Source organism: Salmonella sp. JXY0409-18, assembly GCF_020268625.1.
Lineage (GTDB): Bacteria > Pseudomonadota > Gammaproteobacteria > Enterobacterales > Enterobacteriaceae > Salmonella > Salmonella enterica.
In genome coordinates this window covers 1662996-1678465 of the sequence record NZ_CP084216.1, presented here as the reverse complement: position 1 = coordinate 1678465, position 15470 = coordinate 1662996, and the positions used below count along the sequence as shown (strand labels likewise).

Annotated in this window: 14 protein-coding genes and 1 pseudogene; 9 read left to right on the top strand and 6 right to left on the bottom strand. The window is 53.0% G+C overall.

What is annotated here, in order from left to right; all coding sequences use genetic code 11:
- The first annotated feature begins 43 nt into the window (after nucleotides 1–43).
- The 5 genes and pseudogenes from LDB27_RS07880 to LDB27_RS07860 form a co-directional block, all read left to right on the top strand.
- Complete coding sequence (locus LDB27_RS07880; protein ID WP_000141073.1) at nucleotides 44–1246, top strand: hypothetical protein; 1203 nt, start codon at nucleotides 44–46, stop codon at nucleotides 1244–1246.
- On the top strand, nucleotides 1246–1962 hold the full coding sequence (locus LDB27_RS07875; RefSeq protein WP_000498582.1) for a DUF1266 domain-containing protein: 717 nt from the start codon (nucleotides 1246–1248) through the stop codon (nucleotides 1960–1962). Before LDB27_RS07880 ends, LDB27_RS07875 begins: the two co-directional genes overlap by 1 nt.
- 10 nt (nucleotides 1963–1972) lie before the next feature.
- Nucleotides 1973–4084 carry a DUF4034 domain-containing protein gene (locus LDB27_RS07870; RefSeq protein WP_000434235.1) on the top strand — a complete coding sequence of 704 codons (2112 nt, stop codon included), beginning with the start codon at nucleotides 1973–1975 and terminating at the stop codon, nucleotides 4082–4084.
- Nucleotides 4085–4199: 115 nt separating this feature from the next.
- Nucleotides 4200–5561, top strand: a complete 1362-nt coding sequence (gene yegQ / locus LDB27_RS07865; protein ID WP_001517981.1) for a tRNA 5-hydroxyuridine modification protein YegQ — start codon at nucleotides 4200–4202, stop codon at nucleotides 5559–5561.
- A 451-nt stretch (nucleotides 5562–6012) separates the two neighbouring features.
- Nucleotides 6013–6192 (top strand): annotated as a pseudogene (locus LDB27_RS07860) (non-LEE encoded effector protein NleB); the annotation flags it as partial.
- Between the two features lie 9 nt (nucleotides 6193–6201).
- Here the strand turns inward: LDB27_RS07860 and LDB27_RS07855 are convergent.
- Entirely contained in the window at nucleotides 6202–6618 is a 417-nt protein-coding gene (locus LDB27_RS07855) for a CesT family type III secretion system chaperone (RefSeq protein WP_001543023.1), read from the bottom strand.
- Between the two features lie 121 nt (nucleotides 6619–6739).
- A complete protein-coding gene (steD, locus tag LDB27_RS07850; RefSeq protein WP_001612048.1) occupies nucleotides 6740–7075 on the bottom strand; it encodes a type III secretion system effector SteD in 336 nt (111 codons plus the stop codon).
- A 558-nt stretch (nucleotides 7076–7633) separates the two neighbouring features.
- Here steD and yegS point away from each other — a divergent pair.
- Nucleotides 7634–8533, top strand: coding sequence for a lipid kinase YegS (yegS, locus tag LDB27_RS07845; protein ID WP_001273393.1), 900 nt, complete (start codon nucleotides 7634–7636; stop codon nucleotides 8531–8533).
- Between the two features lie 52 nt (nucleotides 8534–8585).
- Here yegS and fbaB read toward each other — a convergent pair whose 3' ends face one another.
- The gene (gene fbaB / locus LDB27_RS07840) at nucleotides 8586–9638 is read right to left on the bottom strand and encodes a class I fructose-bisphosphate aldolase (protein ID WP_000129590.1); all 1053 of its coding nucleotides are present in this window, start codon (nucleotides 9636–9638) and stop codon (nucleotides 8586–8588) included.
- Nucleotides 9639–9891: 253 nt separating this feature from the next.
- Here fbaB and LDB27_RS07835 point away from each other — a divergent pair, with 253 nt between their 5' ends.
- From LDB27_RS07835 to LDB27_RS07825, 3 genes are read left to right on the top strand one after another with little or no spacing between them, the layout of a single operon-like run.
- Nucleotides 9892–11163, top strand: a complete 1272-nt coding sequence (locus LDB27_RS07835) for a nucleoside permease (RefSeq protein ID WP_000858692.1) — start codon at nucleotides 9892–9894, stop codon at nucleotides 11161–11163.
- Nucleotides 11160–12164: an ADP-ribosylglycohydrolase family protein gene (locus LDB27_RS07830; RefSeq protein WP_000642800.1), complete on the top strand. Its 1005-nt coding sequence runs from the start codon at nucleotides 11160–11162 to the stop codon at nucleotides 12162–12164. The genes LDB27_RS07835 and LDB27_RS07830 overlap by 4 nt, the downstream gene beginning before the upstream one ends.
- Nucleotides 12161–13126 (top strand): PfkB family carbohydrate kinase, encoded by a 966-nt coding sequence (locus tag LDB27_RS07825; RefSeq protein ID WP_000012011.1) that lies wholly within the window; start codon nucleotides 12161–12163, stop codon nucleotides 13124–13126. The genes LDB27_RS07830 and LDB27_RS07825 overlap by 4 nt, the downstream gene beginning before the upstream one ends.
- On the opposite strand, the gene LDB27_RS07820 is transcribed toward LDB27_RS07825, so the two are convergent.
- The 3 genes from LDB27_RS07820 to thiM are packed head-to-tail and all read right to left on the bottom strand — an operon-like array spanning nucleotide 13100 to nucleotide 15466.
- Nucleotides 13100–13846 (bottom strand): GntR family transcriptional regulator, encoded by a 747-nt coding sequence (locus tag LDB27_RS07820; RefSeq protein WP_000434062.1) that lies wholly within the window; start codon nucleotides 13844–13846, stop codon nucleotides 13100–13102. The two genes, LDB27_RS07825 and LDB27_RS07820, sit on opposite strands and share 27 nt — an antisense overlap.
- Nucleotides 13847–13881: 35 nt before the next feature.
- On the bottom strand, nucleotides 13882–14682 hold the full coding sequence (gene thiD, locus LDB27_RS07815; RefSeq protein WP_000822248.1) for a bifunctional hydroxymethylpyrimidine kinase/phosphomethylpyrimidine kinase: 801 nt from the start codon (nucleotides 14680–14682) through the stop codon (nucleotides 13882–13884).
- On the bottom strand, nucleotides 14669–15466 hold the full coding sequence (gene thiM, locus LDB27_RS07810) for a hydroxyethylthiazole kinase (RefSeq protein WP_001182171.1): 798 nt from the start codon (nucleotides 15464–15466) through the stop codon (nucleotides 14669–14671). The genes thiD and thiM overlap by 14 nt, the downstream gene beginning before the upstream one ends.
- Nucleotides 15467–15470: the final 4 nt, after the last annotated feature.

The window sequence follows — 15470 nt, the reverse complement described above, 5'->3', positions numbered from 1 at the left end:
AAATACATAAACATAATACCAGCTTAATTATACATGGATTTTTATGACAGAAACGTCATCTCACCGCTATAAACCACGCAATATAATAAATGCGCCAAATGTAAAATCGTCTATTTTTTCCCGGAGCCAACAACGCGGCGACAGCGAAAATATCCAGCGCTGGTTAAGCAACCATTTTTATCGTTGGATCATTGGTGACTTTCCTCACGTTTATCCTGTGCGCTCCGTCGCCGATTATGCCGTTTATTTTAGCGCTGATGCAGAAATCCCCGCCTGGCTGGTGCCAAAGCTGGGTGGCGATGAGCGCTTTTACTACCTTAACGTTCAGCACCCGCAACTCGTGGCAATGGAAAGAGATTTAGTGGAATTTCTTTCGCGTCAGGAAGGAACGCGGCTGGAAACTAAACTGCAGCGCATCAACTGCTTTACCGTGCTGGCAATGCGCGAAGCGGAGCATCAAAAAATGCAGCGCCTGCGTGAACAAGGTTGGTATCCCTCCAACAGCGAAGCGCTAAAACCGGTGATGGCGGTGAATAACGGTGTACTGGTTGAGCTTGATGCAACAAACCCCGGCCTGCGCAGTGAGATGGCGTATGAATCCTGGCATATGCAACACTGCGTCGGAGATTTTGATAATAAAGGCGCGCTTTCCGGCGGCTACGGCGATTACTACGCCCGGCAAATTGAACAACAAAAACTTCGCCTGTTTAGCCTGCGCGACGGCAATAATATTCCCCACGTCACAATAAGCCTGGTGGTTGGTAATAACGGCCTGAGCATTGATCAGATTAAAGGTAAGCAAAATCGCCATCCTATTAAGAAATATGCTAACGATGTTTTATCTCTGTTACGCCATCTGCAACCACTTCCTGAGCGCCACGCCGATTGCGAAGAGATGGGAATAGTTTATGAAGCAACGCCGGAATATTCAGGTTGGAAATTTATTACTCATATTCATGACCTCAATTTTCTGCTCAATGTGCTGCATGACAATTTTCATTTAATGGAGCACTTCCCTACGCCTCCGGTGGCTTTACAGTGGCTGCTGCTGCACAGCGCCCCGGAGGCGCTGCGCTATCTTCAGGTTGTTGATCCTAACGTGGCGACGGCTGCGGAAATGCTGTTTCCACGGCATGAATGGCACCCTACGCTTGCCGGAAAAAACACCAGTAGTGAACCTTTCGAAATTGAAAGCCTGACGCTACAAACCACGCGCTATCTTTCTGCAACCAGGGAGGAGCGCTAATGTTCTGGATTGTTCTTATTATTGCCGCCCTATTTTTTAGCTGGCGCAACTACAAAAAAAACAAACCGCTGATTGCGGCCCGTATCGCCGAGGAGAAAGAAAAAGATCGCCTGAAGGATCTGCGTCGCGATACCCGGCGGCGGCAATGGGCGCTGGCGCTAGCTGATATCCTCGCCCGGCGCAACGGGCTACCGATCAAAGGCGTTGAGCTGGTCTTCAAACTTGACGATGACAAACGCCGCTATCTGGCACAGCAGGTAAAAAAAGAGCTGGGCTTGAGCGAAAATCTCGACGATGCAGCGTTACGCCACAAGGTTGAGGATATCTTACGCCGCTGGCCTGCGGGCATCGGCAGCTCGCCGCGCACGTTTTACCATTATCTGGCGGCCCAGGGACAGGTCCGCGACGCGCTGGCATTCGACTGCATGCGCACCGCCTTCCTGACCCGCTGTATCGCCGGGCTCGGCTGGTGTGATGAAAATCAGGCCTGGCTGGTGTTGTTACTTAACGCCCAGCGCGCTCAGGACTGTTTTGATTCCTGGGAGGATTACGCCACCGCCTACGTTCGCGCACGCCGGGTATGGCTCACGCTACGTGACACGCCAACAGCGCCTGCCGGACGGGATTTACAGGAAGCCACCCATTATCTGCAAGACCCTGTCAGCCGCTGGCGACAACTGCCGTGGAATGAATTCAAAATTTTCGAGCCGATTTAAAGGACGCTTTATGGAACAGGATGATCGTCTGCTCAACGCTATGTTTGAGATGTGCAACCACAAAAATCCCCTCAATGACGGGCAACGCGAATGGCATATCGCCGATATTCCCGGCCTGCTGCGCGAAGAACGCTATGACGAACTGGACGAACGCTACAACCAGGCGCTGACGGAGAGCTTTACCAGCCGCGAAGCGGAAAAGCGCTATTTCTTCGCCTGGAATCAAATGGACAACCCTTTTTACGATATGGACACGCTGGTTGAGGCCGGGCCGCAAGGATTAGCGCTGATCAAAAACTGGCAGCGCGCCCGCCCCCGCTCTACTCACGCCTGGCTTGCCGAGGCGCAATACTGGAATCACCGTGCGTGGCTGTATCGCAGCTATGGCTGGGCGAGAGAAACCACCCGAGCGATGTGGATCTGCGCTGCCGCCTGCAACGAACGGATGGTCATCGCCGCGCTCAATGCTATCGACTGTGAACCGCGCCAGTGGATGGCGGCGGCCCTGACCAGCACCAACTCAAAAGTCTTCGGCCAGCCCGACTGGCTGGTTGAGTTCCTCGTGGGCGCGGATGTTGCCGGGCAGCCATTAATGGAGGATCTGGCTGAATATCATCGCCATTCACCGCAGGAGGTGGACGCGCTGATGGCCCATTCCGGGCTGTCGTTTGCCGACGCGGTTTGCCCAAATTTGCCGCGCCCGTCCGTATTGCCGGAGTGCGATGACGATGCCGGGCAAAAATACTGGCTCGCCGTCTGCCTGGCTATTTTCCCGACGGCATTTTACGTGCTGGATGAATATATCCCGTTTCGTATGCCACGCTGGAGAGGGTCTCACGAGGAGATCCGCGAATTTCTGGAATCAAGCGTATGCGATCACCTTTCTGCCGCAGAACGTGAACATCTGGAGCTATTAATCTGGTGGGACGATCACCGCGATCTGCGCATCAAAGAGGTTGACTCCCCGGCAGAACAGGAACGTATTATCGCCAAAGCCGAAGAGATTAGCCTGCGAGCGCATATCCAGGAATCTCGCCACAACGCGCTGGAGTGGCTGCGGGTCTGCTATAGCGATCTGGACGATAATGACGCGCTCTGGCGAACCCTTCAGCGTTCGATCGTGGAAAAAGTTAAGCTCAACAATTACTTCTCTGATGACACGATAAAGTTCGCCCTGCGCGATTTTCCTGACACCTGGTGGATGTATAATTTTCTCTGTCAGAATGCGCAGCAAACGGAATTCGCAGTGCCGAAAATCCGTCGTGGCTACTTTCAGTACGCCGGGCTATTGGGTTTCGAAAAGGATGAGGCGCAAGGCCTCGCCTGGCTCGATAGCGTCGCCGACATTCAATATAACCATAACTGGCGGGCGGCGATTAAAAATTTCGACTGGTTCGGGCTCCCGGAACATTTCGTGCCGCTGGCAGAGCTGGGCGCGCAAAGAAATATACCCGCCGCGCTAAACCTGCTGGGCCTTGAACACAATAATAAAGAGAACAACGGCCTACTACCTTACGATCCTGCCATCGCGTTAGGGTATTTTCAGCGCGCGGCGGAGATTTTGCACCGGCAGTTAGCGCTGCGCGAGAGCACCCCGTACAAATTAATAGATAACGGAGGCTATACCGACTATGAAAATGACCTGAAAAATATTCATTTCAGCATTGGCATCTGCAACCAGCGTCTGAGTAAACAAGAACTTGATACCGAAAAACGTTCCGCTTATGAAAAAGAACTGCTCGATAATCTCTGGCTGGCGCATCAGTTCGGGCATAAAGAAGCCTGGGGCTTGTTCCTGCTGAATATTTTTGAAGTGAAGGATATTACGCTGGCGCATAAGCATCTGGAACTAGTGCAACAAGAGGCCAACAAAGGCACGCTACATGCTATGGTGACCCTATCGCGCCTGCACGGTAATAAATACGATCGAACGCTGTTTAATATGAAGCTAAGCGCACGCTGGGCGCATTTTGCCTTCACGCTTTACCCGGATAATGAAATCGTTATGGACTGTCTGGACCACCTGCATTTCGATTCTTTCTGGAAACGCTTTCGTTTCGCCTGGTATACCGTCCGCATCCCGAATTCAGAGCTGCCGGGACAGGTCAACTCAATGGTGTAAGGTGGTTTACTCCCCTCTCCCACGGCGCTACAATGCCCGCCCTTAAAGTGAGGACTCTCCTCCAGCCGCCTCATCAGGTGAGGCGGATCTGACCTGTCATCAGAACGAGAAAATGATGTTTAAACCAGAACTCCTTTCGCCGGCGGGAACGCTGAAAAATATGCGTTACGCTTTCGCTTACGGTGCCGATGCCGTCTATGCGGGCCAACCGCGCTACTCTTTACGCGTGCGTAATAACGAATTCAATCACGAAAATTTGCAGCTTGGCATCAACGAAGCCCACGCGCTCGGAAAAAAATTCTACGTGGTGGTGAACATCGCCCCGCATAATGCCAAGCTCAAAACCTTTATCCGTGACCTGAAACCCGTCGTCGAGATGGGCCCGGATGCGCTGATCATGTCCGATCCAGGGTTGATTATGCTGGTACGCGAGCACTTCCCGGCAATGCCGATTCACCTGTCGGTACAGGCTAATGCCGTAAACTGGGCGACGGTAAAATTCTGGCAGCAGATGGGGCTGACCCGTGTGATTCTCTCCCGCGAGCTGTCGCTGGAAGAGATTGAGGAAATTCGCCAGCAGGTGCCGGATATGGAAATAGAAATTTTCGTCCACGGCGCGCTATGCATGGCCTATTCCGGCCGCTGCCTGCTTTCCGGCTACATCAATAAACGCGATCCGAATCAGGGCACCTGCACCAATGCCTGCCGTTGGGAATATAACGTGCAGGAAGGAAAAGAAGACGTTGTCGGCAACATCGTGCATAAGCACGAACCGATTCCGGTACAGAACGTTGAGCCGACGCTCGGTATCGGCGCGCCGACGGATAAAGTGTTTATGATAGAAGAGGCCCAAAGACCGGGCGAATACATGACCGCGTTCGAAGACGAGCATGGCACCTATATCATGAACTCAAAAGATTTGCGCGCTATCGCCCACGTGGAGCGCCTGACGAAAATGGGCGTCCACTCGCTGAAAATCGAAGGCCGCACCAAATCCTTTTATTACTGCGCCCGTACCGCGCAGGTCTACCGTAAGGCCATCGACGACGCCGCCGCGGGTAAACCCTTCGACCCTACGCTGCTGGAAACGTTGGAAGGTCTGGCTCATCGCGGCTATACCGAAGGTTTCCTGCGTCGCCATACGCACGACGATTACCAGAATTACGAGTACGGGTACTCCGTTTCCGAACGCCAGCAATTTGTCGGCGAGTTCACCGGCGAGCGTAAAGGCCAACTGGCGGCCGTGGCGGTGAAAAATAAATTCTCCGTTGGCGATAGTCTGGAGCTGATGACACCGCAGGGAAATATCAATTTCACCCTGGAACAGATGGAGAACGCCAAAGGCGACGCTATGCCGGTGGCGCCTGGCGATGGCTATACCGTCTGGATGCCCGTCCCGCAGGACGTTACGCTGGATTACGCACTATTGATGCGTAATTTCTCAGGCGAATCAACGCGTAACCCCCATGCCAAGTAGTTAATTGCGGTTATTTTTTCATGGCGGGAAGATTCTTAGAAATTGATCACATACCGCTTCGCTCAATGCGGGTATTATTCAACGCGCTGAAAAACATAACCCATAAATGCTAGCTGTACCAGGAACCACCTCCTTGGCCTGCGTAATCTCCCTTACGCAGGCTTATTTTTTGCATATAATCAATAAAAAAGTGGTACTTCCCGCCATATCCAAAAATTGACCACACTAACCAAAGCGCAAATGGGCGCTTTGGTTTAGAGACCTCCCCTATCCATTGCCAGCCAGCAAGTCACAATCCTCCCCGCATCCGGTCAGACTCAGGGCTTGGCATTCTGACGTTTACGTTTAAAATCAGTGAATTAAATCAAGAACTACTTTGTGCGAACTTATACAAAAAGTTTCCAGGTTATTAAATTAAGGTTAAAAACCGATAATTTAAGCGTGTAAAGTTATGGCACGTTTTAATGCCGCTTTTACAAGGATTAAAATAATGTTTTCCCGGATTAGAGGTTTGATTTCATGTCAAAGTAATACTCAAACCATCGCACCTACGCTCAGTCCACCTTCATCAGGCCATGTAAGTTTTGCCGGGGTTGATTATCCTCTATTACCACCAGATCACCAAACACCCTTCCCACCGTCACGTATAATCGGTATCCAGAGTTATTCCTTTATCCTGTAAAATGTGATACAGATTCTCCATTGATCTAATAACTACCTCAATTTCACATTCAAGTTTCTCTACAGAACTTTCATTGAGTGAGAAGTTGAGAGCCAGTAATAATGATTGTGAGTTATTATCATAACACAAATGTGGTCCATTATTCTCTGCAAACCATAAATTAGCATTGAGAAATTCAAAAGCAAGATTATTATTATCCGGAGGTCTTCCGCAAAAACCGTATATCATTATATACTCGCTATTAGTGCTTGTTAGTAAGATACGGTAACGGTTATCTATAATAAATGAGCATAATCTGTTTTCGTCAAAGGCAATTGAATCGGAATTTAATTTTAGTGAAAACTGTCTTAATAAGCGATCGGCTCTTGAATACATAACACCCCATACTCTATTTAAAGAGTTTCTATATAAGTCATAAGCCTCTTGTCTGGACGCTTAACACCCCGTGTCATCGTCGGAATTCATCTTTTCCCTATGACTTGCTGTGTTTGCTCATTTATGGCCAGGCTGGCCGGGTTCTGATGCCATTTGCGCTAAGGTATAGTCCGGCGCATATTCCCATCATACCAATTCCCCCCATGCCAAGCGATGCGCCTAAAACCGTCAGAGCGGTAGTATATGCAGCACCACTACTGACACTGGCGACAGCCCCTGAGCATACCCCACTGAAAACACTTGTAAACAATGCCGAGGTTCCCAGACACATTAAACATCTGGGTTTATTGCCGTAAGCGTTAAACTCAACGATTTCAGCTACTGGTTTTTCGTCATTACCCCGTTCAGAAGGAGGGAGCAATGGCGTTTGCGCATTCACGCCTGAAGTGACATTCATATAAACCTCTTCATACACATGCCTGTTTATGTTTATGAGAAAAGCGGTACCTCAGGCACAACTATAAGACACCGCGCTAAGTCATCATCTAAATAGGTTTTATTTGATAACAAGAATAGTGTACTGCTAATAGTGCGTCTTGTTCCTGCCAAAGCAGTCTAAAGAACATTTCGATTTTATGCTATTAAAAAGTATGTTTGGTAATAAATATCAGGTTTTTATCTGATATTATGGTGTTTGAAATTAATACTGATAACTGACGTATGTTCGTCTTGTTAATCCTCCGTTTCGTTATTAAAGGCGCTATATCGGAAAGCGTCTGACTCCCCCTTGTGGTTTCCCTGCACTCTCACAAGCGCTACTCAATGCGCATACCGGCATCTCTCTTGTCGCCATTTGTCTTAAACCATGCTTCGCTTACCGCTGCGTACAGCAGGAAGAAAAACGGTAAAGCAATAAGTGCGCAACATTTCAATTTTCATCCTGTTCTGACCTCGCTTTTTCATTTCTGCTATACACTTTCTGGAGATTGTTGTTCAACCTATTAAGGCATAACGGATGGCTAACTTTCCCGCCAGCTTACTGATACTCAATGGCAAAAGCGCTGATAACCAGCCGCTACGTGAGGCCATTACTCTCCTTCGCGACGAAGGCATACAGATTCACGTTCGGGTAACCTGGGAAAAAGGCGACGCGCAGCGTTACGTTGATGAAGCCCGTAGACTGGGCGTTGAAACGGTGATTGCCGGCGGCGGAGACGGTACCATTAATGAAGTGTCGACCGCGCTCATCCAGATCCGCGACGGCGTAGCCCCTGCACTGGGCCTTTTGCCGCTCGGCACTGCCAACGATTTTGCCACCAGCGCCGGTATTCCTGAAGCGCTGGACAAAGCGCTGAAACTGGCGATTGCCGGAAACGCGATGGAAATTGATATGGCCAGGGTCAATGATAAAACCTGTTTTATCAATATGGCGACGGGCGGTTTTGGCACCCGCATTACCACTGAAACGCCGGAAAAACTCAAGGCCGCGTTGGGCGGCGTCTCCTATCTTATCCACGGTCTGATGAGAATGGATACGCTGACCCCTGACCGCTGCGAAATACGTGGCGAAAACTTTCACTGGCAGGGAGATGCGCTGGTGATCGGCATCGGCAACGGTCGTCAGGCCGGCGGCGGGCAGCAATTATGTCCCACCGCGCTGATTAACGACGGACTGTTACAGCTACGGATTTTTACCGGCGAAGAGCTGCTGCCGGCGCTGTTTTCCACACTCACGCAGTCAGATGACAATCCGAATATTATTGACGGCGCCTCGGCGTGGTTTGATATTCATGCGCCGCATGAAATCACGTTTAATCTGGATGGCGAACCACTCAGCGGACAAGAATTTCATATTGAGGTGCTACCTGGCGCATTACGCTGTCGGCTGCCGCCAGACTGCCCGTTGCTACGTTAATAACACCTGTCGCTGGCCGGATGCGCTCACATCCGGCTTTTCTTCGTTAAACTCAGGCGATGGTGACTTTGCTATCCAGATAGACATCCTGTACGGCGTTAATCAACTTCACGCCATCAGCCATCGATTTCTTAAAGGCTTTACGTCCCAGAATTAGCCCCATTCCACCGGCTCGTTTGTTGATCACCGCGGTACGAACCGCGTCGCCGAGATCAGTATCGCCGCCGTCCGCGCCGCCGGAGTTGATAAGCCCGGCGCGTCCCATATAGCAGTTCGCCAACTGGTAACGAACCAAATCAATCGGGTTATCGCTGGTCAGTTTGCTGTACACGCGATCGTCGGTATAGCCGAAGTTGACCGCTTTATAACCGCCATTATTCTCGGCCATTTTCTGTTTCACAATATCCGCACCAATCGTAGCGGCCAGATGGTTGGCTTGCCCCGTCAGGTCAGCAGATACATGGTAATCGACGCCGTCTTTTTTAAAGGAAGAATTACGCAGGTAAGCCCACAATACGGTCACCATACCCAGCTCATGCGCACGCTCAAAAGCGGCGGAGATCTCTTCAATCTGGCGACGAGACTGTTCCGAACCGAAATAGATCGTCGCGCCTACCGCCACGGCGCCCATATTAAACGCCTGCTCAACGCTGGCGTACAGGGTCTGATCGTACTCTGTCGGATAGCTCAATGTTTCGTTGTGATTCAGTTTGACCAAAAACGGAATACGGTGCGCATAACGCCGTGAAACCGAGGCCAGTACGCCGTAGGTAGAGGCCACGCAGTTACAGCCGGCCTCAATCGCCAATTCAACAATGTTTTTTGGATCAAAGTAGCGCGGGTTGGCCGCAAAAGAAGCGCCGGCGGAGTGCTCCACTCCCTGATCGACGGGCAGTATCGAAAGGTATCCTGTTCCCGCCAGGCGACCAGTATTATAGAGCGTCTGCATATTACGCAGAACGGCTGGTGGACGATTATTGTCAATCATCACCCGGTCAACGTAATCCTTGCCGGGTAGATAAAGCTGATCGGAAGGAATGGTCATACAACGATGCTGTAAAAGGCTGTCGGCGTCTTTGCCAAGCAACTGCGCAATATCAGTCATAGCTATGCTCCCGTAAGTTCCGATAAGGTATCGGAAGGTGAATAGTCCTGCCCCGCAGATTGCGGGTCGCAATAAGCCTGGTACTGACCGACCATTTTTGCCAACTTTAGCGCATTTTTTCGGCGCTATCTGCTGACTCGATTCACGTCCGAAAAAGTGTTAGATCGGTCAAAATTAATGCTCAATGGTATTTAAAAGGTATTATTAAATGGTATTGTCGTGGCGTACCTTACCTGTCATGAAGGATTCAAAAATGAAAACGACCTTTAAACTGTCGTTCATGATGTTCGTGGAGTGGTTTATCTGGGGCGCCTGGTTCGTCCCCCTGTGGCTATGGCTAAATAAAAGCGGGTTTTCCGCCGGTGAAATAGGCTGGTCTTATGCCTGTACCGCCATTGCGGCGATCCTGTCGCCGATTCTGGTCGGCTCCGTTACCGACCGTTTTTTCTCGGCGCAAAAAGTCCTGGCGGTACTGATGTTTGCAGGCGCCGTGCTGATGTATTTCGCGGCGCAGCAAACCACCTTTGCCGGATTCTTTCCGCTGCTTCTGGCCTATTCATTGACCTATATGCCGACCATCGCGCTGACAAACAGCATTGCCTTCGCTAACGTACCGGACGTTGAACGCGATTTTCCACGCATTCGCGTTATGGGAACCATTGGGTGGATTGCCTCCGGCCTCGCCTGTGGATTCCTGCCGCAAATGTTAGGCTATAACGATATTTCCCCCACCAACATTCCACTGCTCATAACCGCCGCAAGTTCAGCGTTGCTGGGCGTATTTGCGTTCTGTCTGCCAGACACGCCGCCAAAAAGCACCGGCAAGATGGATATTAAAGTGATGCTGGGGCTGGATGCGCTGGTCCTGCTGCGCGATAAAAACTTTCTCGTTTTCTTCTTCTGTTCCTTCCTGTTTGCGATGCCGCTGGCCTTCTACTACATCTTCGCTAACGGCTATCTGACAGAAGTGGGAATGAAAAACGCCACCGGCTGGATGACGCTCGGCCAGTTCTCTGAAATCTTCTTTATGCTGGCGCTGCCCTTTTTCACTAAGCGCTTTGGTATTAAAAAGGTATTATTGCTTGGTCTTATTACCGCCGCGATCCGCTACGGCTTTTTTGTCTATGGCGGCGCGGAGACGTACTTCACTTACGCCCTGCTGTTCCTCGGTATTTTGCTGCACGGCGTAAGTTACGATTTCTACTACGTCACCGCCTACATTTATGTCGATAAAAAAGCGCCGGTTCATATGCGTACCGCTGCGCAAGGGCTTATCACCCTCTGCTGTCAGGGATTCGGCAGCCTGCTGGGGTATCGTCTCGGCGGCGTGATGATGGAAAAAATGTTTGCTTATCCGCAACCGGTTAACGGTCTGACATTCAACTGGGCGGGCATGTGGACGTTTGGCGCAGTGATGATTGCCGTCATCGCGCTACTGTTTATGATTTTCTTTCGCGAATCGGACAAAGAGATCACTGCTATTGACGATCGCGATATTGCGTTGACACAAGGGGAAGTAAAATGAAAGCAGAACGTATTCTCGGTGCTCTTTACGGGCAAGCGTTAGGGGATGCGATGGGAATGCCCTCTGAGCTGTGGCCGAGAACGCGCGTCAAAGCGCATTTCGGCTGGATTGACCGCTTTCTGCCCGGGCCAAAAGAGAATAATGCCGCCTGCTATTTTAACCGCGCGGAGTTTACGGACGATACCGCAATGGCGCTCTGCCTGGCCGACGCGCTACTCGAATGCGAAGGCAGTATTGATCCCGAGATTATTGGACGTAACATCCTCGCCTGGGCGGAACGCTTTGATGCGTTCAATAAAAATGTACTCGGCCCGACGTCAAAAATTGCGCTGAATGCGATTCGCGACGGCAAACCCATCGCGGCGCTGGAAAATAACGGCGTGACTAACGGCGCGGCCATGCGCGTTTCGCCGTTGGGCTGCCTGTTGCCGCCAACTAACCTGACAGCCTTTATAGCAGAAGTAGCGTTAGCCTCCAGCCCGACGCATAAATCCGATCTGGCGGTGGCTGGCGCCGTGGTTGTCGCCTGGGCCGTCTCGCGAGCGGTTAACGGCGACACGTGGCAAAGTATTGCCGACTCGCTCCCCGCCGTCGCCCATCAGGCGCAGACAGCGCGTATTACCACGTTTAGCGCCTCGCTATCGGCACGTCTGGAACTGGCGCTAAACATTGTCCGCCGCGCCGACGGCGTCGAATCTGCCAGCGAACAGCTCTATCAGATCATCGGCGCGGGAACCAGCACCATTGAATCGGTTCCCTGCGCTATCGCCATGGTGGAACTGGCGAATACCGATCCTAACCGCTGTGCCGTGCTGTGCGCTAACCTCGGCGGCGATACCGACACTATCGGCGCGATGGCTACCGCCATTTGCGGCGCGTTGCACGGGGTAAGCGCCATTAACCCCCAGTTAAAGCAAACGCTGGACGAGGTTAATCAGCTGGATTTTGCGCGCTATGCCGTTGCGCTGGCGAGTTATCGTCAACGGCGGGAGGCACTATGAGCGGCGCACGGTTGCTGACATTATTACCGACCCTGCATACCCGGCGTCCGCTCACCGTTATCGGCGCGGCAGTGATCGATATCATTGCCGACGCCTGGACGTTGCCGCGTCGCGGAGGCGATATTGAACTGCAACAACAGAGCGTCAATGTCGGCGGCTGTGCGCTGAATATTGCCGTGGCGTTGAAACGACTGGGGATTGACGCCAGCAATGCGCTGCCACTGGGCCAGGGCGTGTGGGCGGAGAGGATTCGCCGCCGTCTGGCAAAAGAGGGATTATCCAGCGTGATTGACGCGGTTGAAGGAGATAACGGCTGGTGTCTGGCGTTAGTCGAACCGGATGGCGAACGCACGTTTATGTCTTTTAGCGGCGTGGAAAACCAGTGGAATGCGGACTGGCTGTCGCAGCTCAGGACACCGCGGGGCAGTCTTGTCTACCTGTCCGGCTATCAACTGGCCTCGTCCTGTGGCGAGCCACTGATCCAGTGGCTGGAAACCGTCGACGATGTAACGCCTTTTATCGATTTTGGCCCACGAATCGGTGATATTACAGACGATGCAATGGCGCGCATTATGGCCTGCCGGCCCATCGTCTCCCTCAATCGCCAGGAAGCCATCATCGCCGCGGAACGCGCCGGACTTGCGACCGATACGCGCACTTTCGGCGAAGCATGGGTAAACCGCTTTTCCGCGCCGCTGGTAGTGCGCCACGATAAAGACGGAGCGTGGTATTTTAGCGCGCAATCTTCCGGCGTTGTGCCAGCGTTTCCGGCAACCGTGGTGGATACCATCGGCGCGGGCGACAGCCATGCTGGCGGCGTGCTGGCAGGACTGGCGTCAGGCTGGTCGCTCGCGGATGCCGTACTGCTGGGAAATGCGGTGGCGAGCTGGGTGGTCGGGCATCGCGGCGGCGACTGCGCGCCCACACGCGAGGCGCTACTCCTCGCACACAAAAACGTATAGGTCGCTACGACAATAACTGATGCTGTATTCAATAGGCCGCTGCTGCTGATCGAGCGCCACCTGCTTAATCACCAGCACCGGCACTTTACCATCCATTTGAATATGCGACTGAAACTCATCATCCGGCATCCGGGCGCTGACGCGAGATCGGGTACGCTGAGGGTAAATGTGCTGGCGACGAAAATAGTCATACAACGAAATGCCAATCGCGTCGACATCATGAATCAGATGCGCGGGCACCCAGGACTCTTCAATCGATACCGCGTCCTCATCAACATAACGAATGCGTTTGAGTAAAAAGACGTCGCTGCCTGCGGGGATCGCCAGGTGCTGCGCGACCTCATCCGGACAACTTACCACGCGTTTGTTAACCCATAGCGTATCCGGTTTTTTGCCGCGCAAGACAACCTGCTGAGAAAATCCCCGCGCCTCTTTCAGGGAATATTCAAAGATATTATTGATTTGCGTACCGTAGCCGCGGGCGCGCGTGACGACACCCTCTTCTTCCAGCGCCTGCATCGCTTTTCGTACCGTGATGCGCGAGACGCCAGTAAGCTGGCTGAGATCGCGTTCGCCAGGCAAAATATTACCGTGCTCAAGAATACCGCTGCGCACGGCATCCTTTACCGTCTGGGCGAATTTCATGTATAGCGGCGTATTATCCGCCGCTGAAATTCGTTCATTCAGTTGCGCGATGAGCCGGGTATGCGCTTGTTCCATTTATCTTTCCTGACGACGGGTCTGTAGGCAGTATACTACCACCACGCGTGGAAATGATGTACCGGACCAATGCCCTTCCCCACTTCCAGCGTGTCCGCCTGCGCCAGCGCCGCCGAAAGCCATGCCTTCGCCTCGTTTACCGTCTCTCCCCAACAGCGATGCCGGGGCCGTAACGCCGCCAGCGCCGCCGACAACGTACAGCCCGTCCCATGCGTATTTTTGGTGTTCACACGCGGCGCGCTAAAACGCTGCTCGCCCTCACGGGTAAAGAGCCAGTCCGGGCTTTGCGCATCCTCTAAATGCCCGCCTTTCATCAATACCGCTTCACACCCCATCGCCAGTAACGCCCGCCCCTGCGCCAGCATCTCCTGTTCCGTACGCGCATGGGGCGCATCCAGCAACGCTGCGGCTTCCGGCAAATTAGGCGTAATCAGCGATACCTGCGGCAACAGCCGGACGCGTAATGTTTCTATCGCAGAGGGCGAGAGCAACGGATCGCCGCTTTTCGCCAGCATCACCGTATCCAGCACCACATTACGTACATGATGGCGCTGTAGTCGTTCCGCCACGGCCTCGACAATATCGGTTTCCGCCAGCATCCCGATTTTCGTGGTATCAATGCGCACATCGCTGAGCACGGAATCAAGTTGAGCGGCGACAAAGTCCGGCTCTATCCGGTACACCGACTGTACGCCACAGGTATTTTGCGCCACCAGCGCGGTGATGACCGAACAGCCATATGCGCCCAGCGCGGAAAAGGTCTTGAGATCCGCCTGGATACCGGCCCCGCCGCTGGGATCGGTACCGGCAATCGTCAGCGCGTTAATTCTCTTCATTGGCCGCCTCTACATCCAGATGATAGAGCGCATCAAGAAAAGCCGGGATGAAGCTGCCCGGTCCTTCGCTACGCTCTGCCGCGGTCTGTCCAGCCAGTTTCATCCAGCAGCAGGCCGACGCGACATTGTCCAGCGCGGCGCCCGGTAACGCGCAACTGGCGGCGACGACCGCCGACAACGCGCAGCCGGTGCCTACAATGCGAGTCATTAACGGATCGCCGCCGGGAATGCTCAGCGTGCGCTGACCGTTAGTGACGTAATCTACCTCGCCGGTGACCACCACGATGCAGTCTATCTGACGCGCCAGCGCCTGCGCCGCAGGCAGTGCGGCCAACGCCGCCTCGGTGGTATCTACGCCGCGTCCGCCCAGCGCCATGCCGGATAACGCCAGGATTTCCGAGGCGTTGCCGCGTATTGCCGCCGGGCGCAGGGACAAGAGATCCAGGCAAAATCGCCGACGAAATTCCAGCGCGCCTACTGCGACAGGATCAAGCGTCCACGGCGTTTTGGCATCATAAGCGCTTTCTACCGCCGCACGCATCGCTTCAGCGCGTGAGGCGGTTAATGTTCCGACATTAACCAGCAAGGCGTTGGCGATGGCGGCAAACGGTCTGGCCTCGACAGGATCAATCACCATGGCGGGTGAAGCGCCCAGCGCCAGCAACGTATTGGCGGTAAACGTTTGTACGACGTCATTCGTCATACAGTGCGTAAGCGGGGAGAGCGCGCGAAAGTGTTTTAACGTATGCGCCGCAAGCGTGCGGCAGTGCAGGTCAGGCTGCATGGTT

Coding starts and splice junctions, on each gene's coding strand:
- LDB27_RS07880 (WP_000141073.1), top strand. CDS start 44: ATGACAGAAACGTCATCTCACCGCTATAAACCACGCAATATAATAAAT.
- LDB27_RS07875 (WP_000498582.1), top strand. CDS start 1,246: ATGTTCTGGATTGTTCTTATTATTGCCGCCCTATTTTTTAGCTGGCGC.
- LDB27_RS07870 (WP_000434235.1), top strand. CDS start 1,973: ATGGAACAGGATGATCGTCTGCTCAACGCTATGTTTGAGATGTGCAAC.
- yegQ (WP_001517981.1), top strand. CDS start 4,200: ATGTTTAAACCAGAACTCCTTTCGCCGGCGGGAACGCTGAAAAATATG.
- LDB27_RS07855 (WP_001543023.1), bottom strand. CDS start 6,618: ATGTATTCAAGAGCCGATCGCTTATTAAGACAGTTTTCACTAAAATTA.
- steD (WP_001612048.1), bottom strand. CDS start 7,075: ATGAATGTCACTTCAGGCGTGAATGCGCAAACGCCATTGCTCCCTCCT.
- yegS (WP_001273393.1), top strand. CDS start 7,634: ATGGCTAACTTTCCCGCCAGCTTACTGATACTCAATGGCAAAAGCGCT.
- fbaB (WP_000129590.1), bottom strand. CDS start 9,638: ATGACTGATATTGCGCAGTTGCTTGGCAAAGACGCCGACAGCCTTTTA.
- LDB27_RS07835 (WP_000858692.1), top strand. CDS start 9,892: ATGAAAACGACCTTTAAACTGTCGTTCATGATGTTCGTGGAGTGGTTT.
- LDB27_RS07830 (WP_000642800.1), top strand. CDS start 11,160: ATGAAAGCAGAACGTATTCTCGGTGCTCTTTACGGGCAAGCGTTAGGG.
- LDB27_RS07825 (WP_000012011.1), top strand. CDS start 12,161: ATGAGCGGCGCACGGTTGCTGACATTATTACCGACCCTGCATACCCGG.
- LDB27_RS07820 (WP_000434062.1), bottom strand. CDS start 13,846: ATGGAACAAGCGCATACCCGGCTCATCGCGCAACTGAATGAACGAATT.
- thiD (WP_000822248.1), bottom strand. CDS start 14,682: ATGAAGAGAATTAACGCGCTGACGATTGCCGGTACCGATCCCAGCGGC.
- thiM (WP_001182171.1), bottom strand. CDS start 15,466: ATGCAGCCTGACCTGCACTGCCGCACGCTTGCGGCGCATACGTTAAAA.